Genomic DNA, 23,066 nt, shown 5'->3' on the forward strand with positions numbered 1-23,066 from the left:
TCCGGCGGACCGGTCGCATCGTCGGCTGATCGCAGCATCATGAACCGAGCACAGGAGGGCCCGTGGGCCAGCTAGCCGAGCTGATCAGCAAGTACCACGTCGCGCTGGCGTTCTGGATGACGATCAAACTGACCGTGTTCGGCGGCCTGGGTGCGCTGATCATCGGCACCCTCGTCGCGATCTTCCGGGTGGCGCCGATCAACGTGTTGCGCTGGATCGGCACCGGCTACGTCAACATCATCCGGAACACCCCGCTGACCCTGATCGTCTTCTTCTTCGCCTTCGGTGTGCTGAACACCCTCAACATCAGTCTCGCCGACCAGCAGTCCCCCACGTCGATCGCCGACAACAACTTCCGGTGGGGTGTCGTGGCACTGTCGGTCTATCACGCGTCCTTCGTCGCCGAAGCATTGCGCAGCGGCGTCAATACCGTGCCGCAGGGCCAGGCCGAGGCGGCCCGCGCGATCGGCCTCTCGTTCCTTCCCTCGCTGACCCAGATCATCCTGCCGCAGGCCTTCCGCGGGGCCATCGCCCCGCTGGGGAACACTCTGGTGGCGCTGACCAAGAACACCACCGTGGTGTCCACCATCGGCGTGGCCGAGATCTCCTACCAGATGAAGAACATGATCGAATTCAGTCCGCAGCTGCTGTACGCGATCTTCCTGCTGGTGGCGATCTGCTTCGTGGTGCTCACGCTGCCGGTCGGCGCACTGTTCACCTACCTGTCCCGGCGATTGGCGGTGCAGCGATGACCGCACCGACAACAGTGCTGTTCGACGCGCCGGGTCCGAAGGCCCGGGTCCGGCATCTGATCATCGGCATCGTCGGACTCGTCGTACTGTTGCTGATCCTCGGCCTGGTGATCAGAGGCCTGGCCAATCCGCGGAACAACCAGCTCACCGCGGAGAAGTGGTCGCCGTTCCTGCAACCGTCGACCTGGCTGGACTACCTGCTGCCGGGACTGCTGTCGACCCTGAAGGCGGCCGGTCTGGCCATCGTGCTGTCGCTGGTCTTCGGCATCCTGCTCGGGATCGGCCGGCTGTCTAAGATCCGAGTGGTCTCGATGGTCAGCGGTGTGTTCGTCGAGTTCTTCCGATCCGTCCCGGTGCTGGTCATGATGCTGTTCGCCTACTACTTCGCGTTGTATGTGCTGCACCTGGCCTCCAACCAACCGTTCTTCGGCGTCGTCGTCGGGCTGGTGTTCTACAACTCGTCGGTGATCGCCGAACTGATCCGATCCGGGGTCGGGTCGCTCCCCAGCGGTCAGCGTGAGGCCGGCCTGGCCGTCGGCCTGACGGAGGGGCAGGCGATGTGGTCGATCCTGCTGCCGCAGGCGATCACGGCGATGCTGCCGTCGCTGATCAGCCAGCTGGTCGTTGTGCTCAAGGACACTGCGCTGGGCTACATCATCGGCTATTACGACCTGGTCCGCGGCGGGCAGACGTTCTCTACGAACTTCGGCAACCTGATTCCGACCATGCTGGTGATGGCGGCGATGTTCATCGTGATCAACTACGCCCTGACCAGGATCGCCCAAGGGGTCGAACATTCGCTGCAGCGCCGCGGCCGGGCCGGTGGCCAACCCGACGAGTCGCTCCCCGGTGAGCTGACCCAGCCGCCGGTGGTCGCCCAGCTGTGAGCCGTCGGACCCGTCCGGAGCTGTCGGCAGGCGGTCGTCAACGGGCCGTCTCGACCGCCCGGGACTCACGGATCACGCTGACCTTGATCTGACCCGGATAGGTCAGCTCCTCCTCGATCTGCTTGGCGATGTCACGCGCCAGCACCTGGGCCTCGATGTCGTCGACAACGTCCGGTGCGACCATTACCCGGAGTTCGCGGCCGGCCTGCATCGCGAACACCTTCTCCACGCCCTCGTGGGCCTGGGCGATCTGTTCCAACCGTTCGAGCCGCTTGACATAGGCCTCCAGGCTCTCCCGGCGGGCACCGGGACGTCCGCCGCTGATGGCATCCGCGGCCTGGGTGAGCACGGCCTCGACGGTGGTCGGTTCGACCTCGTTGTGATGGGCCTCGATGGCATGCACGATGTCGGGGTGTTCGCCGTAGCGGCGGGCCAGGTCGGCGCCGATCAGCGCGTGTGACCCCTCCACCTCGTGGGTTAGTGCCTTGCCGATGTCGTGCAGGAAGGCCGCCCGCTTGACGGTCGCGACATCCAGGTGCAGTTCCGCCGCCATCAGCCCGGCGATGTGGGCCGACTCGACGAGGTGCTTGAGCACGTTCTGCCCGTACGACGTCCGGTAACGCAAGGTGCCGACGATCGGGACCAGGTCCGGATGCAGGTCGGAGATCCCGACCTCGGCCAGGGCGTCCTCGGCCGCCCGCATCACCCGTTCGGCGATCTTTGACTTGCTGCGTTCGTGGACCTCTTCGATCCGGGCCGGGTGGATCCGGCCGTCCTCGATGAGCTCAATCAGGGTGATCCTGGCGGTTTCCCGCCGCACCGGATCAAAGCTGGACAACAACACACTCTCCGGGGTGTCGTCGATCAGCACGTTGACCCCGGTGACCTGCTCGAAGGAGCGGATGTTGCGCCCCTCGCGGCCGATGATGCGACCCTTCATGTCGTCACCCGGGAGGTGGACGGCCGAGACCACCGACTCCGCGGTCTGGTCCGAGGCGACCCGCTGGATCGCGCTGATGACGATCTCCCGCGCCCGGTCCTCGGCCTCCCGGCGGGCTGTGGTCTCGATGTCGCGCGCCAGGATCATCGCCTGGCGCTTGGCGTCGTGCTCGACGGTGGCGAGCAGCTCCGCCTTGGCCTGCTCGGCGGTCAGCCCGCTGACCCGTTCCAGCTCCTGCTGCCGATCCGAATCGGCAGCCGCCAGCGCCTCGTTCCTTGCGACGAGATCGGACTCCAGCTGGTCCAGACGTTGCGCCCGGTCGTGCAGCGCCTTGCCCTCGTCATCGAGCCGGGTCTCCCGTTCGGTCAGCCGCTGCTCACGACGATCCAGTTCGGCTCTGGCGGTGCGCACCTCGCCGCGCGCCGTCTGCGCCTCTCGCAGCAGCACTTCGGCCCGTCCTCGGGTCTCGCGGTCGTAGGCGTCCGCCTCGGCCCGCACTTCGTCTGCTTGGGAACGAGCCTGCTCCGTCTGCTGACCGGTCTGGTCGTCGCCTGATCCGGTCGCGCTCTGGCGTCCCACAGGTCGGTGCCGGCGGCTGAAGACGGCCACCGAGGCGAGGGCGATGAGGACGACCAGCCCGAAGAGCACCAGTACCTCGAACAGGTTGGGCATGACTGTCGCTCCTCTCGCTCCTGGCGCACAGGCGTACGCCTCGTCGAGGGTTCGACAAGTCACTCCGACACCCGACAGGAGTCAGGGTGCGCTGGTACTCGGTTGTGGCGTCAGTGACTGGTGGTACGACTCGCTTTCGGTGTGTGACGCGACAGTTCGGGTTATCTCAGACCGGCCTGCTGACCGGGTTCATTGCAATCATCAGGAGCACCCGCGGTGACGAGTGCTGTCAAATCCCTCAGTTCGAAGACTAGGACCGGGCCAGAAGGTGGTCAAGAATCGAACGGGATCGAAACGTCAGGCGTGTCGTCCACGGGCGTGTTGTCGAGCACCTCGGCCAACACCCGGGAGATCGTGCCCGACCCGAAGCCTCGGCGGCCGAGCGCGCCGGCGAGCCGGCGGTAGGCAACCACACGGTCCAGTCCCGTAATGGAGCGAAACTTCTTCGTCGCCAGGTCGCGGGCGGCCGCGTACTCGTCATCGGGATCGATCTGTTCCAGAGCGTTGTCGATCTCGTCCCGGTCGACGCCCTTGCGCAGCAGTTCCTGTCGCAGCACCCGCTTGGACAGATGCCGCCGGGACTGACGGGATCGGACCCAGGACTCGGCGAAGGCGGCGTCGTCGACCAGCCCGACCTCCTCGAACCGGTCCAGCACCTCGGCCGCCGTCTGCTGCGGAACGTGTCGCTGGGCGAGCGCCTTGGCCAGTTCGCCGCGAGACCGCGCCTGCGCTGTGAGTTTGCGCAGCACGATCTCGCGGGCGACAGCCTCCGGGTTGGCGTCCGGTCCGAGGTCGCGGTCCTCCGCCGGACCGTCGGCCGGCTCAGAACCGCGTCGGCGCTGACGCATCAGAACTCGACTTCACCGGTGACCGGGTCGACTCCCTCCGGGACGTCGGTCGCCGGGCCGAGGCCGAGCTTCTCCTTGATCTTGCGCTCCAGCTCGTTGGCCACCTCGGGATTGTTCCTCAGGTAGTTGCGGGCGTTCTCCTTGCCCTGACCCAGCTGGTCCGCGTCATAGGTGAACCAGGCGCCGGCCTTGCGGACGATGCCGGTCTCGACACCCATGTCCAGCAGGCTGCCTTCGCGGCTGATGCCCTGGCCGTACAGGATGTCGAACTCGGCCTGCTTGAAGGGCGGGGCGACCTTGTTCTTGACGACCTTGACCCGGGTCCGGTTGCCGACCATCTCCTGGCCGTCCTTGAGAGTCTCGATCCGGCGGACGTCCAGCCGCACCGAAGCGTAGAACTTCAGTGCCTTGCCGCCGGTGGTGGTCTCCGGTGAGCCGAACATCACGCCGATCTTCTCGCGGAGCTGATTGATGAAGATCGCGGTGGTGCCGGCAGCGTTCAGTGCGCTGGTCATCTTGCGCAGCGCCTGGGACATCAGTCTGGCCTGCAGGCCGACGTGGCTGTCGCCCATCTCGCCCTCGATCTCGGCTCGTGGGGTCAGCGCGGCGACCGAGTCGATGACGATCAGGTCGAGTGCGCCGGAGCGGACCAGCATGTCGGCGATCTCCAAGGCCTGCTCGCCGTTGTCCGGCTGGCTGACCAACAGCGCATCGGTGTCCACACCGAGCTTCTCGGCGTACGCCGGATCGAGGGCGTGCTCTGCGTCGATGAAGGCGCAGATGCCTCCCCCGGCCTGGGCGTTGGCCACTGCGTGCAGCGCAACGGTGGTCTTGCCGGAGGACTCCGGACCGTAGATCTCGACCACCCGCCCGCGCGGCAGACCACCGACACCCAGTGCCAGGTCCAGTGCGACCGAACCGGTCGGAATGACGGCGATCGGCGGCCGCTCCTCGTCGCCGAGCCGCATGATGGAGCCCTTGCCGAACTGCTTGTCGATCTGCGCAAGCGCCGCGTCGAGCGCCTTGTCCCGATCAGTGACGGCCATGGTGGTAGTCCTCTCAAACCCTTGTTGTCTGCGTGTGGGTTGCTGTGTCCTGTGCCTACATCGATGACACTAAGCACGGGCACTGACATTCGTTCAGCACTCCACGCCGTCTGTGGACGACGCTTCGCAGCGCGGTCGAACGGTGGATAACTTACCGAACATCTGTTCGAACAACCAGGCCGACACGCCCGGCGCGGAAACATCGGACTGGAAATCCCTCATCGATCCGCGTACGGTCCCGTGACTATGTGCCGGCCGGGAGGATGCGCCCGCAACCGCAGATCCGGCCGGCCCGCGGGGTTGCGGCCCTGCACGGGGTACTGACCGATTGGTAAGGTCCCGGTCAGTCGATTGTCAACAAACCTACGATCGTCGGGAGACGTACCCGCCCATCACAACCGATCAACACGCACAACCCGCCCGCGGTCAGCGGCCGCGGACGTGCAGAAGGAAAGGTCCCGGATGAGCAGCGCAGAATCCACGCCCGCAGACGCGAGCGACGCGGAACCCAGTGTCCTGAGGAAAGCGATCGCGGCGTCCGCGGTCGGTAACTTCACCGAATGGTTCGACTACGGCGTCTACTCCGTCGTCGCAACCTACATCGCAACCGCCCTCGTGCCGGGCGAATCAATCGCAGTCACGCTCGGGGCGTTCGCCGTCTCGTTCCTGATCCGACCGCTCGGCGGATTCGTCTGGGGTCCGCTGGGCGACCGCATCGGCCGCCGGAAGGTGCTGGCGACGACCATTCTGCTGATGGCCGGCGCCACCTTCTGCGTCGGGCTCATCCCCTCCCACGCGCAGATCGGGTGGGCCGCCACCCTAGTGCTGTACCTGCTGCGGATGATCCAGGGGTTCTCCACCGGCGGTGAGTACGGCGGCGCCGCAACGTTCATGGCCGAGTACTCGCCGGATCGCAAGCGCGGCTTCTTCGGCAGCTTCCTGGAGTTCGGCACGCTCAGCGGCTTCGCCGGCGGCAGCCTCATCACGCTGGCTCTGCAGTTGACCACCTCCGACAGCTTCATGCAGTCCTGGGGCTGGCGGATCCCGTTCTTCGTTGCGCTTCCGTTGGGTCTGATCGGGCTGTACCTGCGGACCCAACTCGAGGACACCCCGGCGTTCCGTGATCTGGAGCAACAGGGCGAGACCGAGGGCAAGGCGACCACCGCTCTGAAGGATCTGATCACCGGCTACTGGCGGCCGATCCTGACCCTGTCCGGCCTGGTGATCGCCCTCAACGTGGTCAACTACACGTTGCTGTCCTACATGCCGACCTACGTCCGGACCCGGCTCGGCCTGAGTGAGACCCAGGCGTTGGTGCTGGCATCGGTCGGACAGTTGTTCATGATGTGCTTCCTGCCCCTGTCGGGCGCATTGTCCGACCGGGTCGGGCGAAAACCGATGTGGCTGTTCTCCATGATCGGCCTGTTCGTGATGGCGATCCCGATGTACTTGATCATGCCGATCAACTTCGGGCTGACGATCGTCGCGTTCATGGTGCTCGGCCTGCTCTACGTACCGCAGCTGTCGACCATCTCCGCGACCTTCCCGGCGATGTTCCCGACCCAGGTGCGCTATGCCGGATTCGCCATCGGCTACAACGTCGCGACGTCGCTGTTCGGCGGCACCGCACCGTTGGTCAACGACGCCTTCATCTCCTGGACCAACATCGAGATCTTCCCGGCCTTCTACATGATGGCATCCTGTGTCGTCGGGTTGATCGCCTGGTTGTCGATGAAGGAGACGGCCGGCGCGTCGCTGAAGGGCACGGAGATTCCCGAAGCGCCGACCGTTGGTGGGATCAAGCCCGCCCAGGCATAGCCCGGTACATCATCGGACACGAGAACGGTGCCGCCGAGGAGAATTCCCGGCGGCACCGTTTCGTCGTGTTTCGGCGTCTCGGGTCAGCCCGGCTGCTCCAGTACAGCGTCCACGGCGTCCGCCCAGATCGCGGCCGCTTCCTTGATCTGGTCACTGGTGACCACCAACGCGGGGATGAAACGGACGACCTGGCTCCAGGCACCGCAGGTCAACAGCAGCAACCCGCGCCGGGCCGCCTGCTGCTGCACCGCGCCCGCTGTCGCACCGTCCGGCCGACCCTCGGAGTCCCGGAATTCGTTCCCGATCATCAGCCCGAGACCGCGGACGTCGGTGATCTGATCATGATCGGCTGCGATCCCGGCCAGTGCCGCCTTCAGCTCGGCTCCGCGCTCGGCCGAGTTCTGCACGAGCTTCTCGTCCTCGATCACGTCCAGCGTCGCCAGCGCGGCGGCACAGGCGACCGGGTTGGCGCCGTAGGTGCCACCCTGGCTGCCCGGCCAGGCCCTGGCCATCAGCTCACCCGACGCCGCGATGCCCGAGAGCGGAAAGCCCGATGCCAGCCCCTTTGCCGTCACCAGAACGTCCGGACGTACGTCGAAATGATCTTCGCCCCAGAACCTGCCGGTTCTGCCGAACCCGGTCTGCACCTCGTCGATGACCAGCTGGATCCCGTAGGCGTCCGCGCGTTCCCGCAATCCGGCGAAGAATCGCGCGTTACCGGGGACGTAGCCGCCCTCACCGAGCACCGGCTCGACGAAGAAGGCCGCCGTGTCGTCGGGCTGGGTGAGCGTCTGCAGCACGTAGTCCAGCTGCTTGAGGGCGAAGTCGGTCGACTGCTCGACGTCCCAACCGAAGTAGGTCGGGTCCGGGAACGGTGACACATGCACCCCGGACATCAGCGGCGAGAAACCGGCGGAGAAACGGGTCCCCGAGGTGGTCATCGACGCTGCCGCGACCGTTCGGCCATGGAAACCGCCGTGGAAGACGATCACGTTCGGCCTGCGAGTCGCCTGCCGGGTCAGCCGCAGGGCGGCCTCGATCGCCTCGGAACCGGAGTTGGCGAAGAACATCCGGTCCAACCCGGCGGGCAGCACCCCGCCGAGCCGCTCCACGAGATCGAGCAGCGGACGATGCATCACCGTCGTGTACTGGGCGTGGATCAGGTTCCCCACCTGGCGTTGGGCTGCCTGGACCACCCGCGGGTGGCAGTGCCCCGTGCTGGTGACGCCGATGCCGGCCGTGAAGTCGAGATAGCGCCGATCCTGCTCGTCATAGAGATGGACGCCCTCTCCGCGGGCGGCGATCACACCGGTTGCCTGCTTGAGGATCTGGGAGAGCTGGGCCATTGGGGTCACTCCGATCGGTCTCGCTCGGGGTTTGGAGCTTCTCGGTCTTTGCGGGTTGGTTGTCTGATTGTCGACAATCTGTCCGCGGCCTATGCTGCCACATATGGACGAGACCGCAGTCATCGATGCCGTACCCAAGCAGCTCTTCGTCGGTGGTTCCTGGACGGATGCGACCGGCGGCGCCACCTTCGACGTGCACGATCCGGCCAACGGCTCGGTGCTCTGCTCGGTGGCCGATGCAACACCCGAGGACGGCATGGCGGCGATGCAGGCCGCGGTGAAGAGCCAGCCGGCGATGGCGGCGCTCACCCCTCGGGAGCGCGCCGATGTGCTGACGAAGGCCTTTCAGTTGCTTCACGAACGCATTGATGATCTTGCCCTGCTGATGACCCTCGAGATGGGCAAGCCACTCGCCGAGGCACGCGGCGAGATCAGCTACGCCGCAGAGTTCTTCCGGCATTTCGCCGCCGAAGCCGTACGGATCGACGGCGGCTACCAGACCGCGCCGGCCGGCAACCAGCGGTTCCTGATCACCAAACAACCGGTCGGCCCGTGCATCCTGATCACGCCGTGGAACTTCCCGATGGCGATGGGCACCCGGAAACTCGGTCCGGCGATCGCTGCCGGCTGTGCGAGCGTGATCAAGCCCGCGCCGCAGACGCCGCTGTCGATGCTCGCCCTGGTCGACATCCTGACCGAAGCCGGGTTGCCCGAGGGCGGCGTCAACGTGATCACCTGCACCGATGCGAATGGCGTGATCGAGCCGATGATCAGGTCAGGGCTGGCACGCAAACTCTCCTTCACCGGTTCGACGAAGGTCGGCAAGATCCTGTTGGAGCAGTGCGCGGAGAAGGTGTTGCGGACATCCATGGAACTCGGCGGCAACGCACCCTTCATCGTCTTCGAGGACGCTGACCTCGACGAGGCGGTCGCCGGGCTGATGGTCGCCAAGATGCGCAATATGGGCGAGGCCTGCACGGCGGCCAACCGGATCTACGTGCACGAGTCGATCATCGATGAATTCGGACGTCGGATTGCGGACACGATGAGCGGTCTCACCGTGGGCCGGGGTACGCAGGAGGGCGTCAATGTCGGCCCGTTGATCGATCAGGCCGCGGTCGACAAGGTCACCCGGTTGGTCGACGACGCGGTCAGCAAGGGCGCATCGGTGATCACCGGTGGGTCGACGATCGACGGCGACGGTTACTTCTTCAGCCCGACCGTTCTGACCGGTGTCGCCAAGGACGCCGCGCTGAACGCCGAGGAGATCTTCGGACCGGTCGCCCCGCTGACGCCGTTCCGCGAGGAGGACGAGGTGATCACGATGGCCAACAGCACGCGGTACGGGTTGGTCGGCTACGTCTTCACCAATGATCTTCGCCGGGCGATCCGGGTGAGCGAGTCGCTGGAGTTCGGCATGGTCGGTCTCAACTCCGGCCTGGTCTCGAATCCGTACGCGCCGTTCGGCGGGGTCAAGGAGTCCGGGCTGGGCCGCGAGGGCGGCTCGATCGGCATCGACGAGTTCCTGGAGACCAAGTACATCGGCATCACCGTCTCCTGACGGAGTCGGCCCCGGTCACCGGGACACGTAATCGACCACGTCCTTGATCACCGTCTCGTCGCGCAGGATGCGCTGGTGGCCGAGGCCGTCGGTGGTGATCAAGTCTGCCGCCGGCCAGGCTTCGGTGAGGCTGACCGCATCGTCGTACGGGCACTCCTTGTCCTGCCGGTCATGGACGATCAACGTCGGCGGCCGAGGGTTGATCATCGTGCGCGGGTCGAAGTCGGACAACGAGCGGCCGGCCAGGCGCTCGATCCTGATGATCATCTCCTCCACCGTGCGCGGTCCGAAGCCGAATACCCGTTGGAGTCCGCGGACGTAGGCCAGCGGGTCGACGCCCGGTGCGACGAAGGCCAGACGATCGACGTCCAGACCGTCGCGAACCGCGGTTGTCGTGGTCGCACAGCCGAAGGAGTGGGCAATCACCGCATGGGGCCCGCCGTGCACCGCGGCGACGGCCCGCAGCGCCTCGACGAACTCCATCCCGTTGCCACGGCCGGCGCCGAGGCTGCCCGGGTCGGAGTCACCGTGACCGGGCGCATCGAGCGCCACCACCCGCACCCCGGCGTTCACCAGCGGGTCGACGAACCGCCCCAGTTGCCCGCGCCAGCCGCCCCACCCATGCACCAGGTAGACCGGTTCGCCACTCCCCCAGGTCTCAACGGCCACCGACCGCCCGTTCAGGCGCACCACGGAAAGTTCACCGTCGGCGGTGCGCTCGTCGCGGCGACGGCCGGCGTTGCCCGGAAGTGTCGCCCAGAGCCGCAGTGACCACCGGGATGCCTGCCGCGGCGCCACCCGCTCCAGGGCGGCGAAAGCGGCCCTGATCGCCCGGACACGTGGAGGTGTACGAACGGTCGTGCTTCTTCTGGTGCCGAGTGTTGTCGCGGTCATCGGTCGTGTTTCTCCTGTTCAGGCCCGAGCGACGTCGAGCAAGGATTCGAAGGATCGGCGGGCGCGCGCCTCGGCGTCCTGGGCGCCGACGATCCGCACCCAGTGGTACGCAGCCAGCAACAGCCCGTTGAGATCGTAGGCGAACTGCATCGGATCGGCGTCGGCCTTGAACTGCCCTTCGCTGATTCCGGTCCGGAAGATCTGGGAGACCGAGTCGTAGAGGTCCCGATGGCCCTGGACGATCTGGTCGCGTACCGACCCGGTCTGTTCCTCGAATTCGTTCAGTGCTTTGACATAGAGGCAGACTCCGGCCGTCCGGTGGACGCCCGAGTGCAGCCAGTTCTCGAAGAGTGCGCGGACCCGCTCCTCGCCACGCGGTGCCCGCACCGCAGGACGCAACACAGTATCGGTGAACTCCTCCCGGGCCCGGGCGAGCACCTGGAGTTGCAGTGACTCCTTGGACCGGAAGTGGGCGAAGAGGCCGCTCTTGGACAGGCCGGTCGCCCGCGCCAGCTCACCGATGGTCAGACCGCCGAGTCCGACTCGATACGCAGTCTCGACGCCTTGGTGCAGGATGACGCCCCGGGTTTCCTCACCCTTGGCCATGGGAGAAAAATAGCACGATCGTGCTGCCAACGACAGACCTACGCGATGGGTTAATGCCATCCGGCGGTAGCAGGGTCAGGATTCGGCCGGCACAAGCCGCGCCACCGCATCCTCCATGTGCTCGATCATCAGCCGGTCGGCGGTTCGGGAGTCGCCACCGGTCACTGCCCGGGCAATGGCCCGATGCTCGGCGACTCGATCGTCGGACAGGGCATAGCTCTCGGCCAGGGCGTGGATGCACATCCGCGTCTCGGTGATCACCGTCCGGTGCACCCGGCGCAGCCGCGGGCTCTCCGACAACCCGACCAGTTCCTCGTGGAACCTGATGTCGACCTCCGAACGGTCGTCCACGCCGGCTGCCCGGGCCATCTCGTCGCAGATCGCATCCAGGGACGTCCCGGCCGCCGTCGGATCCCGTTGGAAGATCAACTGCAGGGCGGCCCGTTCGACGGCACCGCGCACCGCGTACATGTCCCGGACGTTCTCGGCGGTCATCTCGATGACGAACACGCCGCGATTGCGAATGGCGACCAGCAGGCCCTCCTGGGTCAGCCTCTGCAATCCCTCCCGAAGTGGTCCCCGGCTGACGCCGAAGGTGCGGGCCAGTTCTGCCTCATAGAGCTGCGCTCCAGCCGGAATGTCACCGTGCGCGATCGCGTCGCGGATCTTGTCCGCGATGATGCTCGGGGTCGACGCCAGAGCCAACGGCTCGAGGAAGCGGCTGCTCTTGTTCATTGTCGACTATCCTACGACCCCGATGGCTCTGCTCTCCCTCGATGACACCAGCACCCGGTCGACGCTCACACCAGGCCGATTGATCGAGGAGATGCGTCGTGCCTTCATCGATCTGCGGGACGGTCGGTTCGAGCTGCCCCAACGGGTGGCGTTGGCTGATTCCGGCTATCTGGTGATGCCGACGCGGCACCGTACGGCCGATTCCCTGGTGGTCAAGACCCTGTCCTTGGCCGCCGACCGCGATCCTATGATCAGCGGTCTGGTCAGCTGGTCCACTCGTGATCACGACCGAAGTGTGGTCGCCCCGGCCGAGACGATCACTGCCCTCCGCACGGGCGCGATCACTGGTCTGGTCACCGATCTGGTTGCCGACCCGGCAGCCTCGACTTTGGCGATCTTCGGCGCCGGCGCGCTGGCAGCCGACCAGGTCCGGTTCACGCATGCCGTCCGGTCGCTGACCGCAGTCCGGTTCGTGGCGAGGACGCCGTCCCGCGCCGAACCGCTGGTCGCACAGCTGCAGACCGAACTACCCGACACCAGTTTCATGATCACCACCCCGACGGATCGGCATCTGGCTGACATCGACCTGGTCTGCTGCGCCACGACGAGTACCGCACCGCTGTTCTCCGCGACCGAATTGGCCGAGACCGTGCACGTCACGGCGGTCGGTTCCTACAAGTCGACGATGCATGAGTTCGGCGCCGACCTGATCGCGGCCGCCTCGGCGGTCCTGGTCGATGATCTGGCTGCCTGCATGATCGAATCGGGCGAGCTGATCGACGCGGTCGACGCCGAAGTGATCACCCGCGACGACATCACCGAGTTGGTCTCGATCATCGACCGGCCGCAGCGTCGGGGGGGGGGGGACGGACGATCTTCAAGTCCGTCGGGGTCGCGGTCCAGGACTGGGCGGCCATGCATCTCTTGGCCCGAACCATCCTCGGCTGAGGCCGCCCACACCTCAGTCTGTTGAGGCGACCGTGAGGCGTACAGCTTCCCCAGCGGCCATCCCCAGGCGACGGAGATCGTCGACCAACGGCGTGATCATGTGCAGTCCGGGGCGACGCGTCGGAAGACTCGCGACCTTCTCATCCAGAGTGGTCAGCGCCTGCTCGAGCGATTGATCACGATCTCCGACCGAGCCGCGCTGCAGCGCCTGCCGGATCGACTCGATCGCATCGGCGACACGGCACTCGAACTCCGCAGGCTCATCGGGCCGGCCGGTCTCCTGCGGATCGGCCAGATCTTCCAGACGACGCTGCAGGTCCTGCAACCGGAGCGCCACCCGATGGACCGCCCTTGCCTGCGCCAGCCGGGCATCGAGATCGGCCCGCCGGGACCTGCGTCGGATCCGTTGTGCTTCCGAGGCCTCGGCCAACCGGGTCTCGACCCGGCGCCGCACGGTGTCCAGATCGACCGTGTCCGGCAGCCCGGTGCCGAAGGACGCCTCCCGGCCGCCGTCGCGAAGATCATCCTGCAGTTGACCCAGCCGTTCGATGATCGACAACCACAGCCGGTGCACCGCCTCGTCCAGTGGTGCGGTGATCAACTGTGGCATCAGGGTGACGACCGCGACCCCGATCGCCGCACCCAGCGAGGTCAGACCGGTGTAGGCGGTCGCGTAGGCCAGCGGCTGTCCCTGGCCGAGAACCATGGTGAAGATGGCCACCGTCGGAACCCAGGCACGCATCGTGCCCAACAACTTCCAGCCCGCGATCAACACGCTGGCCGCGATCACCACCGCCACACTGACGGCGTCGGGCCGGACGATGGCCAGCGCCAGCAACCCGACAGCCGATCCAAGGGTCAGCGCCAACACCGACCTGAACAGTTCCCGGGCCGTCGCCAGGACGGTCGTCGACGTGACGACCACGGCGCCCATCGGCGCGAAGTAGGCGTGTTGTTGCGCTTCGTGCCCGGGAAGCAGTTGGGCCACCGCCCATGCCAGCCCGCCGGCGATCGAGGTGCGCAGTGCCAGGCCGAGGCGGGGGTGCATCCGCCACCAGTGCCGCACCGGCCGGACCACGCGCGCCGCGGGTTGCGGCAGTTCCGGCGGCGGGCCGGCAGCACGATCTGTGAGCATCCCGAACCGTTACCCAGGGAATCGAACGGCTACCTGGGCTGCCTGTCTCCGGCGTTTCCGGCCGTGGCGGATCGGGTACGTGGCGGGCACCGGACAACCATCGATGAAGGGCGAAGCGATGCGAGCGGTCACCTGGCAGGGCCGACGAGAGATCGAGGTCAAGGACGTACCGGACCCCGAACTGATCGAACCGGACGACGTGATCATCGAGGTCAGCTCGACCGCGATCTGCGGCTCCGACCTGCATCTGTACGAGGCACTCGGGCCGTTCATGGATCCCGGCGACGTGCTGGGGCACGAGACCATGGGAACGGTTGTCGAGGCCGGTCCCGCCGTCGAACAGCTGGCACCGGGTGATCGCGTGGTGGTGCCGTTCAACATCTCCTGCGGTAACTGCTGGATGTGCCGGAACGGCCTGCAGTCCCAGTGCGAGACGACGCAGGTGAGGAAACACGGCACCGGGGCCGCACTGTTCGGCTATTCCCGACTCTACGGTTCGGTGCCGGGCGGCCAGGCGGAGCGGCTGCGGGTGCCGTTCGCCAACTACGGACCCATAAAGGTCGACAAAGCACCGCCGGACGAGCGATTCCTCTATCTCTCCGACATCCTGCCGACCGCGTGGCAGGCCTACCAGTACGCCGACCCCGAGCCGGGCGCCACGGTCGCGGTGATCGGTCTCGGCCCGGTCGGTCAGCTGGCCGCTCGGATCGCCCGGCACTTCGGTCATCCGGTGATCGGGGTCGATCCGGTGGAGCATCGCAGGGACGTGGCGGCAGCCCACGGGATCGAGGTCCTCGATCTCGACGACCAGACCATCTCGGCGGTCCTCGACCGGACCGACGGCCGGGGTGCCGACGCCACCATCGACGCCGTCGGGATGGAAGCCCACGGATCGGCGGCGAAACTGGCCTTTCGGATGGTCTCCGTGCTCCCGTCACCGGTCGGTCGCAAGCTGATGACGACCGCCGGCACAGACGCCCTGGGCGGGCTGATGCTGGCGCTGGAGACGGTTCGCCGGGGCGGCACGGTGTCCATCTCGGGCGTCTACGGCGGCAAGACCGATCCGCTGCCGATGATGGACATGTTCGACCGCCAGTTGCAGATCCGGATGGGCCAGTGCAACGTCAGGCGGTGGACCGACGACCTGATGCCGCTGGTCTCCGATCCGGACGATCCCCTCGATCTCCAGCGGCTGGCAAGTCACCGGCTGCCGCTGGAGGCGGCTCCGGACGCGTACGCGATGTTCCAGCAGAAGCGGGACAACTGCCTCAAGGTCGTTCTCCGGCCGAATCCCTGATCAACTCACCGAGAAGTGGTTGCTGGGAAGTTGCTGCTGGGTAGTCACAGCGCGATCTTCCCAGTTGATGTTGCCGACCAGCTCGCGGTCAGCCGAACAACCGTCCCGGGCCGGTCCCCGGTCGAAGGCCGTCGACCAGCCGGAGTCCTTCCCAGACCGTCACCTGGTTGGCGGTGAGCACCGGCTTGCCGACAGCTGCCTCAAGATCATCGATGATGCCCAGGGTGTGCATCGCCGTGTCCGGCACCAGGACCGCGTCCGCGGCGGGGACGTCGGCGGCACGCACCATGCTGATCACGTCGTCTGGTCCGAGTCGGCCGACGTCGGACGCATGGAGGATGTCGGACGCGCCGAAGTTGATCACCGCGCAATCGGCCTGGTCGAGGAAGTCGACGAACAGGCGAGCGACATCGTCGGGGTAGGAGGCCGCCACCGCGAGCTGGTGCACCCCGAGTGCCGCGGCGGCACGCGCGAAGGCCAGTGAGGTCGAGGACGCCGGTCGGCCGCAGCGTTCGGAGAGCTCCGCGGCCTGGTCCTGGGCGCCCTGCCATCCGAAGACGAAGCTCCCGGACGTGCAGGCCCAGACGATGGCATCAGGCTGGTGTACCCGGAGTTCGGCAGCGCCCTCAGCGAGCACGGAGGCCTGTCCCCAGGCGCGAAGTTCGTCAGGCCGGTGTGCATCGCTGTCCATGGCGGTGTGCACCAGCGGCAACCGCAGACCTGCGAAGATCTGCTCCGCGACTAGGTAGTCGTCCTGAGCGCTGTAACCGGGATACAGCAGGCCGATCGTGGTCATGAGACTCCCAACAGATCGAGGATGATCCGGGCGTACGTCCGGGCTGCGATCACCAGTTGGTCGATGGCGACCGATTCATCGGCCCGATGTGCCTGTTCCGACACCGATCCCGGACCGAAGACGACCACGGGCAGCTTGGCGTCCCTGGCCAGGAAACCGCCGTCGCAGGCTGCTGTCCAGCCGCCGAGTGGCGGGTGTCCGGCGCCGGCCGCCGCGGCTGCGTCCACGAGTGCACCGACCAACGGCGCATCCTGGTCGGTCTCGAAACCGGGCATGTCGAGTGTCAGCTCGGCCGTCACCTTGAGCCCGTCGCGCTCCAGGCCGAGGCATGTCAGTCTGGTCCGAAGTTGATCAAGCACCTCCGGGCCGGACTCGTGCGGGAGCAGCCGCCGGTCGGCGATCACCGTGCACTCCCCGGCACGATCGACGGTCCGATGCCGCCGTCGATCCGTCCGACGCTGACCGTGGCCGGCCCGACCAGCGGATGGGCCGCGGCCGCCAACTCGGCGTGCCAGGCGCGCAGCTCCTCGACCACCCGGATGGCACCGTAGACGGCGTTCAGGCCGTCGTCCGGGTTGCCGGCATGCGCCGCCCGGCCGATGATGGTGATCTTCAGGTAGGCGTCTCCGCGGGCGGCGATGATCGGCTGCAGGTCGGTCGGTTCGGCGACCACACAGCCGAGGAAGTCGCCGCGGTCGCCGCTGTCCAGGTAGCGCCTGATGCCCAGAGCGTGATCCTCCTCGTCGACGGTGACCGCGAGTTCGACCGGTCCGGACAACTCGATGCCCGCCCGGTCGAGCGCGCCCAGTGCCACGACGCATGCGGCCAGTCCGCCCTTCATGTCCGCGGCGCCGCGACCGTGGAGCCGGTTGTCCCGGACCAGGCCGCCGTAGGGATCCATCGTCCAGTCGTCCCCCGGCGGGACCACATCGGAGTGGCCGAGGAGCAGCAGTCCGGGACCCTGTCCACCGTCAAGCACCGCCCGCAGGTTGGGCCGGCCGGGAAGCACCTCGTCGATGATCGGATCCAGTCCGCGGAGCCGACACGCGTCGGCCAGCACGCCGACGGTCGCCGCCTCCTGCCCGGGCGGATTGTGCCCGCGAGCCACCACAAGACCGGCAGCAAGTGAGGTGACCTCCTCGACGCCGATCGACTGCACGACGTCGGCCGGATCAACCATGATCAACGGCACGGGACAGGCGGGCAACTCCCTCACGGATCCGCTCAGGCGCGGTCGATGCGAAGCACAACCGGAGCGCGTCGGTGAAGCGATGCCCGGGTGAGAACGCCTGCCCGGGAATGTACGCGACGCCCTCGGCCAGCGCCGTCGCGAACAGACCCTGGGTGTCGACGCCGGGCAACGTCACCCAGATGAAGAAGCCGCCGTCGGGGTCGGTCCAGGAGGCCGTGTCACCGAAGTGATCGGCCAGGGCCTGCTGCATGGCGATCTTGCGTTCCCGGTAGCGATCCCGCTGGATCTGCAGGTGATCACTCAGGAAGCCGCCGGTGAGATACCCGGCGACGAGCCGCTGGTTGGGCAGGTTCGTGCAGGTGTCCATCGCCTGTTTGGCGTTGATCAGCAACTGTTGCAGTCCGGGGTCGGTGTCCACCCAGCCGACTCGCAGTCCCGGGGCGATGATCTTGGAGAAGGTGCGTACCGCGAAGACCAACGGATCGCCGTCGGCGAGCGACCGGATCGACGGGATCTCCTCACCGTCGAACCGGAGCATCGCATAGGGGTCATCGTCGATGATCATGCAGTTCCAGCTTCGGGCCAACTCGATCAGCCGCAAACGACGATCGAGACTCATCGTTGTGCCGGATGGATTCTGGAAGGTCGGAATCACGTAGATCGCCTTGGGCGAGCGGCTGGCCCGTCCGACCGCGGCCTTCAGTTCGTCGATGATCATGCCGTCACCGTCGGTCGGCACCTCGAGCAGCTCGGCACCGTAGGACAGCGCCGTTGCGCTGCCGTTGGTGTAGGTCGGCGATTCCACCACCACCAGATCGCCCGGGTCGATGAAGAGCTTGCCGAACAGGTCCAGTCCCTGCATACCACCGGCGGTGACGGTCAGCCGTTCGCCGGTCGTCGCGTCCGGGGTATCGGAAAGCAGGTCGAGCAACGCGCCGCGCAACCACGGGTCGCCCTCGGTCGCCGCGTAGTCGAACGCGTCGGCGGTCAGCACCGCGGGCGCAAGGTCGTCGAAGACCGCTGTGGGGATCGCCTCCTCGGCCGGACTGCCGATGGCGAATCGGACGATGTCGTGACTCTGCTTCTGCAGCAGTGAGGTCGAGGAGTCGATCACCGACCCGACCAATCGGTTCGTCCGTCCTGCCAACAAACTCATCATCAACTCCGTCCGCGCTTGATCCACAGTGACTGGTCGACGTGGGTGAGCCGCTCGGCACCGGTGTCGGTGACCAGGATGGGCTCGCTCAACTCGTAGCCCCAGCCGTCCATCCACATGCCGGCGATGACGTGGAAAGCCATGCCCGCCACGAGTTCGGTCCGCTCCTCGGCGCGCAGACTGACCGTCCGCTCACCCCAGTCCGGCGGATAGCCGATGCCGATCGAATACCCGATCCGGGACTCCTTGACCAGACCGTGCCGGATCAGCAGGTCGTTGAACGTGGCATGGACCTCGCCACCGGTCACGCCGGGCTTGATCATCTCCAGCAGGGCGGTCATGCCGTCACTGACGATCCCGGCGACCCGGGTCAGCCTGGGCTGCGGCGTGCCCAGCATCACGGTCCTGGCCAGCGGCGCGTGGTAGCGGTGGCAGACGCCGCTCAACTCGATGGTCGTCGCCTCGCCGGCGAGGAAGCGGTCGTCGGTCCAGGTCAGGTGCGGAACACCGGCCGACCTCCCGGTCGGCAACATCGGCACGATGGCCGGATAGTCCCCGCCCTGTTCGGGGGTTCCGGCGATCTGCGCCTCGCTGATCCGGGAGACCACGTCGCACTGCCGGACACCGACGGCGATCGCATCGAGAGCGACCACCATGGCCTGTTCACAGATCCGACCCGCCCGCCGCAGCTGATCCTGCTCGTACGGCGATTTGATCACCCGCACCCAATTGACCAGTTCGGCGCTGTCCACCAGGCGCTCGGCGCCGAATCGCGCCGCCAGCGCCAGATAGCCGCGGACCGGGAAGTAGTGCGCGTCACCCTCGACCGCGACCTGCCCGCCCGCGGCGAACAGGCCGAGCTCGGCCACCCGGTCAGCGATCCAGCTGTACGGATGGGTGTCCGGCTGGTGCACCAGCGACTCCGGATAGCCGTGCACACCGGCAGGGCGGTGTCCGAAACCCGCGCCGGCTGCGTCCATCGCGCGGGCGAAGAAATGCGGCTCGCCACCGGCCGGAACGATCAGGCACTGCGGCGTGTAGAAGCTCCAGGCGTTGTAGCCGGTCAGGTAATAGATGTTGGCCGGATCGGCAACCACCAGCCCGGCCAGCGACCGGGCCGCGAGTGCCCGGTCGACCTGGCCCAGGCGTCGCCGGAACTCGGTTTCGTCGGGCAGCCCGGCGGACGGGCCCGGCGCGCCGGGTACCGGCGAGGGAGGTGCAGTACAGGTCAAGAGGCACACCCGACCAGGCCATGTCCGGCGGAGAACAATCGCTGCCCCGGCCCGACCGGCGTCCGGCCGATCAACCGAAGGAGCCCCCACATCGTCGCCTGGTTCGCAGTGATCACCGGCTTGTCGATCACCGCCTCGACCCGACGGATCAGGTCGTAGGTGACCACGTTCGTGCACGCAACCAACAGGCACTCTGCCTCCGGCCGGTCCGCGGCCAGCAGCAGGTTCCAGATGACGTCGGGGTCGACCCGCCAGATCTCCCGGGTGAGCCCAAGGTAGGTCGCTTCGACCACGTCGACGGCCGCCTCGTTGAGGTAGCGGACGAACGCGTCGGAGACCCGACGGTCGTAGGGGTCGGCCACCGCGACGACCCGCAGCCCGAGTTCGGTCACCGCGGCGACCATGGAACCGCTGGTCGTGACCGCGGGACGGCCGGTCGCGGTCGTGATGGCGTCGGTGATCGCCCGTTCCCCGGCGACCCCGTAGATGAAACTTCCCGAGGTGCAGCCGTAGGCGTACGCCAGCGGCTCGACGGCGACCAGGTCGGTGGCAGCGCGGGCGATCATCTCCGGATCGCCGAGGTCCTCGACGAGTTCGGTGGTCACCGCGAGCGGCGAATAGGGCGTCCGGGTCAACAGCAGCGTCACATCCTCCGGTGTCCACCGCCACAGCTCACGATCGAGTGCCATGTCGTGCGGCACCACGATTCCCACCGATTCCATTCAGTGAGTGTGCATCCTCAGGTCGATTGTTGACAATCCTGCACGTAACACTAGTGTCGCGATCGTGGCACAACCCCGGATCGCCGTACTCTGCCGTGATCACGACCGGCCGCCCGGACTCGATGCCCTGCCCGCCGACGTCGTGTACACCGATGCCTCCGGGTTGCCGACGGCGATCGCCGGCTGCGACGCCCTGCTGCTGTGGGACTTCTTCTCCTCCGCGCTGCGTTCGGCGTGGCCGTACGCGAACCGGTTGCGCTGGATCCATGTGGCCTCCGCAGGGGTGGACGCGATCCTGTTCGACGAACTGGTCGTCTCCGATGTCGTGCTGACCAATGCGCGCGGCATCTTCGACCGACCCATCGCCGAATACGTCCTGGCAGCCGTTCTTGCGCACGCCAAGCAACTGCACGCCAGCCGCGACCTGCAGCGACAGCGGGTCTGGCAGCATCGCCAGACCCGGTCGATCGCCGGCCAGCAGGCCCTGGTGGTCGGCACAGGCGGCATAGGCCGGGCGACAGCGCGCCTGCTCCGCGCCGCCGGGATGCAGGTCCGCGGCGCCGGCCGACGTCCGATCGCCGACGATCCTGATCTGGGCACGGTGGTCGCCAGTGACGAGTTGGGCCGTCACGTCGCCGACGTCGACCACCTGGTGGTTGCCGCGCCGTTGACCCGGCAGACCGCCGGGATGATCGATGCCGAGGTACTGGCCGCGATGAAGCCGGGAGCACATGTGATCAACATCGGACGTGGACCGCAGATCGATGAGACGGCACTGCTCGAAGCACTCGACTCCGGGCGCGGAATCACCGCGACACTTGACGTTTTCGCCACCGAGCCGCTACCGGTCGATCATCCGTTCTGGGTACGCGACGATGTGATCATCAGTCCGCACCTTGCCGGTGACACCGAAGGTTGGCGGGATCGCTTGGCCGCCCAGTTCGTCCAGATCGCCGGCCGGTGGCTGGACGGGCGCCCGTTGATCAATGTCGTCGACAAGGACCGGGGCTATTCCCGTTCCGGCGCAGCTGCTTGGGGCCAGGAGGAGGGTCGGTGAGTCAGACCGCGATGATCACTGCCACGGAGCTGCTCGACGCCTACCGCAGAAGGACGATCTCCCCCGTCGAGGCGACCGAGGCGGCGTTGGCCGCCATCACCGCCTACAACCCTGTGGTCAACGCCTATGTCCTGGTCGATCCCGAGGGTGCGCTCGCCGCGGCGGCGGCGGCGGAGCGTCGATGGGCTGCCGGGCGTCCGCTGGGTCCGCTGGACGGCGTGCCGATGTCGATCAAGGACATCTTCCTCACCTCCCGGTGGCCCACGCTGCGCGGCAGCCGGCTGATCGACGAGTCCGGTCCGTGGACCGAGGATGCCCCGGCCGTGGCCCGGCTGCGTGAGTCCGGTGCGGTCTTCCTCGGCAAGACCAGTACCCCGGAATTCGCCTGGAAGGGCGTGACCGACTCACCGCGGTACGGCGCCACGGGCAATCCGTGGGGTCCCGACCGGCACGCGGGCGGGTCCAGCGGAGGTTCGGCCGCGGCGGTCGGTCTCGGCATGGGGCCGGTCTCGATCGGTACCGACGGTGGCGGGTCTGTCCGGATCCCGGCCTCCTTCACCGGAACGACCGCCCTGAAACCGACGTACGGCCTGGTGCCGATGTATCCGCCGAGCCCGTTCGGCACACTGAGCCACGCCGGGCCGATGACTCGGACCGTGGCCGATGCGGCGCTGCTGATGGACGTCATCACCGGTTTCGACTCCCGCGACTGGTCGGCGATGCCGACCCCGCAGGGGTCCTTCACCCGCGGCCTGACCGATCCGATCGCCGGATTGCGGATCGCATTCTCGCCGACCCTCGGCTACGGCACCAATGACACCTCGGTCGAGGACGCCGTGCGCGCAGCGGTCGACGTCCTCGCCGATGCCGGTGCGGTGGTCGCCGAGGCGGACCCGAAGATCATTGAGCCGCTCGAGGCGTTCCAGGTCCTTTGGTTCGCCGCCGTCGCCAAGGTCCTCCAAGGTCATGATCATCAGCTCGACCTGGTCGACCCGGGCCTGGTGGCGATCGCCGAACAGGGCCGGGGCCTGAGCGCGTCGCAGTACCTTGACGCGACCGCCGTACGGATGGAACTGGGGATCGAGCTTGGCCGCTTCCATTCCGAGTACGACATCCTGGTCACGCCGACGATGCCGATTCCGGCGTTCTCCACCGATCTGCAGGCACCCGAGGGCTGGCGCTCCTCGTTGTGGACGACCTGGACGCCGTACACCTACCCGTTCAACATGACGCAGCAGCCGGCCTTGAGCGTGCCGTGCGGCTTCAGCGCCGACGGCATGCCGGTCGGACTGCAGATCGTCGGGCCCCGGCACTCCGACCGCACGGTTCTGCAGGTCGGACAGGCCTTCCAGGACCTCACCGATTGGCACACCAGGGTGCCGAACCTCGTGAACCGTCTCGCGACACCAGAGCCGAAAGGTTGATC

Annotated in this window: 22 protein-coding genes; 8 read left to right on the top strand and 14 right to left on the bottom strand. The window is 67.1% G+C overall.

The features are described from left to right. The first annotated feature begins 62 nt into the window (after window positions 1-62). Both GJV80_RS09740 and GJV80_RS09745 read left to right on the top strand, forming a co-directional pair. Complete coding sequence (locus tag GJV80_RS09740; protein ID WP_154687733.1) at window positions 63-752, top strand: amino acid ABC transporter permease; 690 nt, start codon at window positions 63-65, stop codon at window positions 750-752. Continuing rightward, a complete protein-coding gene (locus tag GJV80_RS09745) occupies window positions 749-1,639 on the top strand; it encodes an amino acid ABC transporter permease (protein WP_154687734.1) in 891 nt (296 codons plus the stop codon). Before GJV80_RS09740 ends, GJV80_RS09745 begins: the two co-directional genes overlap by 4 nt. 37 nt (window positions 1,640-1,676) lie before the next feature. On the opposite strand, the gene rny is transcribed toward GJV80_RS09745, so the two are convergent. The 3 genes from rny to recA all read right to left on the bottom strand — a co-directional run bounded on the left by rny (window position 1,677) and on the right by recA (window position 5,145). Beyond that, window positions 1,677-3,251: a ribonuclease Y gene (rny, locus tag GJV80_RS09750; protein ID WP_154687735.1), complete on the bottom strand. Its 1,575-nt coding sequence runs from the start codon at window positions 3,249-3,251 to the stop codon at window positions 1,677-1,679. 272 nt (window positions 3,252-3,523) lie between these two features. After that, a complete protein-coding gene (locus tag GJV80_RS09755; RefSeq protein WP_154687736.1) occupies window positions 3,524-4,099 on the bottom strand; it encodes a regulatory protein RecX in 576 nt (191 codons plus the stop codon). Beyond that, entirely contained in the window at window positions 4,099-5,145 is a 1,047-nt protein-coding gene (gene recA, locus GJV80_RS09760) for a recombinase RecA (protein WP_154687737.1), read from the bottom strand. Before recA ends, GJV80_RS09755 begins: the two co-directional genes overlap by 1 nt. Before the next feature lie 462 nt (window positions 5,146-5,607). On the opposite strand from recA, the gene GJV80_RS09765 reads away from it, so the two are divergent. After that, window positions 5,608-6,963, top strand: coding sequence for an MFS transporter (locus GJV80_RS09765; protein ID WP_154687738.1), 1,356 nt, complete (start codon window positions 5,608-5,610; stop codon window positions 6,961-6,963). Between the two features lie 83 nt (window positions 6,964-7,046). Here GJV80_RS09765 and GJV80_RS09770 read toward each other — a convergent pair whose 3' ends face one another. Continuing rightward, window positions 7,047-8,309 (bottom strand): aspartate aminotransferase family protein, encoded by a 1,263-nt coding sequence (locus tag GJV80_RS09770; RefSeq protein ID WP_154687739.1) that lies wholly within the window; start codon window positions 8,307-8,309, stop codon window positions 7,047-7,049. A 103-nt stretch (window positions 8,310-8,412) separates the two neighbouring features. Here GJV80_RS09770 and GJV80_RS09775 point away from each other — a divergent pair, with 103 nt between their 5' ends. Beyond that, entirely contained in the window at window positions 8,413-9,870 is a 1,458-nt protein-coding gene (locus tag GJV80_RS09775) for an NAD-dependent succinate-semialdehyde dehydrogenase (RefSeq protein WP_154687740.1), read from the top strand. Window positions 9,871-9,885: 15 nt separating this feature from the next. Here GJV80_RS09775 and GJV80_RS09780 read toward each other — a convergent pair whose 3' ends face one another. The 3 genes from GJV80_RS09780 to GJV80_RS09790 form a co-directional block, all read right to left on the bottom strand. Continuing rightward, entirely contained in the window at window positions 9,886-10,764 is an 879-nt protein-coding gene (locus GJV80_RS09780) for an alpha/beta fold hydrolase (protein WP_154687741.1), read from the bottom strand. 18 nt (window positions 10,765-10,782) lie between these two features. Next, window positions 10,783-11,370, bottom strand: coding sequence for a TetR/AcrR family transcriptional regulator (locus GJV80_RS09785; protein ID WP_154687742.1), 588 nt, complete (start codon window positions 11,368-11,370; stop codon window positions 10,783-10,785). Between the two features lie 75 nt (window positions 11,371-11,445). Beyond that, complete coding sequence (locus GJV80_RS09790) at window positions 11,446-12,105, bottom strand: GntR family transcriptional regulator (RefSeq protein ID WP_154687743.1); 660 nt, start codon at window positions 12,103-12,105, stop codon at window positions 11,446-11,448. 22 nt (window positions 12,106-12,127) lie between these two features. Here GJV80_RS09790 and GJV80_RS09795 point away from each other — a divergent pair, with 22 nt between their 5' ends. Beyond that, on the top strand, window positions 12,128-13,078 hold the full coding sequence (locus GJV80_RS09795) for an ornithine cyclodeaminase family protein (RefSeq protein WP_195909275.1): 951 nt from the start codon (window positions 12,128-12,130) through the stop codon (window positions 13,076-13,078). On the opposite strand, the gene GJV80_RS09800 is transcribed toward GJV80_RS09795, so the two are convergent. Beyond that, complete coding sequence (locus GJV80_RS09800; protein WP_154687745.1) at window positions 13,067-14,188, bottom strand: FUSC family protein; 1,122 nt, start codon at window positions 14,186-14,188, stop codon at window positions 13,067-13,069. The genes GJV80_RS09795 and GJV80_RS09800 overlap by 12 nt on opposite strands. Window positions 14,189-14,267: 79 nt before the next feature. Between GJV80_RS09800 and GJV80_RS09805 the strand changes: the two genes are divergently transcribed. Further along, window positions 14,268-15,485: an alcohol dehydrogenase catalytic domain-containing protein gene (locus GJV80_RS09805; protein WP_230208308.1), complete on the top strand. Its 1,218-nt coding sequence runs from the start codon at window positions 14,268-14,270 to the stop codon at window positions 15,483-15,485. A gap of 88 nt (window positions 15,486-15,573) precedes the next feature. Here GJV80_RS09805 and GJV80_RS09810 read toward each other — a convergent pair whose 3' ends face one another. Genes GJV80_RS09810 through GJV80_RS09830 form a run of 6 tightly spaced genes read right to left on the bottom strand, consistent with a single transcriptional unit; the run spans window position 15,574 to window position 20,583 of the window. Next, window positions 15,574-16,281, bottom strand: coding sequence for a maleate cis-trans isomerase (locus GJV80_RS09810; RefSeq protein WP_154687746.1), 708 nt, complete (start codon window positions 16,279-16,281; stop codon window positions 15,574-15,576). After that, a complete protein-coding gene (locus GJV80_RS23820) occupies window positions 16,278-16,796 on the bottom strand; it encodes a M20/M25/M40 family metallo-hydrolase (RefSeq protein ID WP_255455572.1) in 519 nt (172 codons plus the stop codon). Before GJV80_RS23820 ends, GJV80_RS09810 begins: the two co-directional genes overlap by 4 nt. Continuing rightward, on the bottom strand, window positions 16,682-17,497 hold the full coding sequence (locus GJV80_RS23825; protein WP_230208310.1) for a M20/M25/M40 family metallo-hydrolase: 816 nt from the start codon (window positions 17,495-17,497) through the stop codon (window positions 16,682-16,684). The genes GJV80_RS23820 and GJV80_RS23825 overlap by 115 nt, the downstream gene beginning before the upstream one ends. After that, a complete protein-coding gene (locus GJV80_RS09820; protein ID WP_230208311.1) occupies window positions 17,454-18,629 on the bottom strand; it encodes a PLP-dependent aminotransferase family protein in 1,176 nt (391 codons plus the stop codon). Before GJV80_RS09820 ends, GJV80_RS23825 begins: the two co-directional genes overlap by 44 nt. A 2-nt stretch (window positions 18,630-18,631) precedes the next feature. Then, window positions 18,632-19,861, bottom strand: a complete 1,230-nt coding sequence (locus GJV80_RS09825) for a M24 family metallopeptidase (protein WP_230208312.1) — start codon at window positions 19,859-19,861, stop codon at window positions 18,632-18,634. Continuing rightward, window positions 19,858-20,583 (bottom strand): Asp/Glu racemase, encoded by a 726-nt coding sequence (locus GJV80_RS09830; protein ID WP_154687748.1) that lies wholly within the window; start codon window positions 20,581-20,583, stop codon window positions 19,858-19,860. Before GJV80_RS09830 ends, GJV80_RS09825 begins: the two co-directional genes overlap by 4 nt. Before the next feature lie 64 nt (window positions 20,584-20,647). On the opposite strand from GJV80_RS09830, the gene GJV80_RS09835 reads away from it, so the two are divergent. Beyond that, window positions 20,648-21,640, top strand: coding sequence for a D-2-hydroxyacid dehydrogenase (locus GJV80_RS09835; protein ID WP_230208313.1), 993 nt, complete (start codon window positions 20,648-20,650; stop codon window positions 21,638-21,640). After that, window positions 21,637-23,064: an amidase gene (locus GJV80_RS09840; protein ID WP_230208314.1), complete on the top strand. Its 1,428-nt coding sequence runs from the start codon at window positions 21,637-21,639 to the stop codon at window positions 23,062-23,064. Before GJV80_RS09835 ends, GJV80_RS09840 begins: the two co-directional genes overlap by 4 nt. Window positions 23,065-23,066: the final 2 nt, after the last annotated feature.

It is taken from the genome of Microlunatus sp. Gsoil 973 (assembly GCF_009707365.1).
Lineage (GTDB): Bacteria > Actinomycetota > Actinomycetes > Propionibacteriales > Propionibacteriaceae > Microlunatus.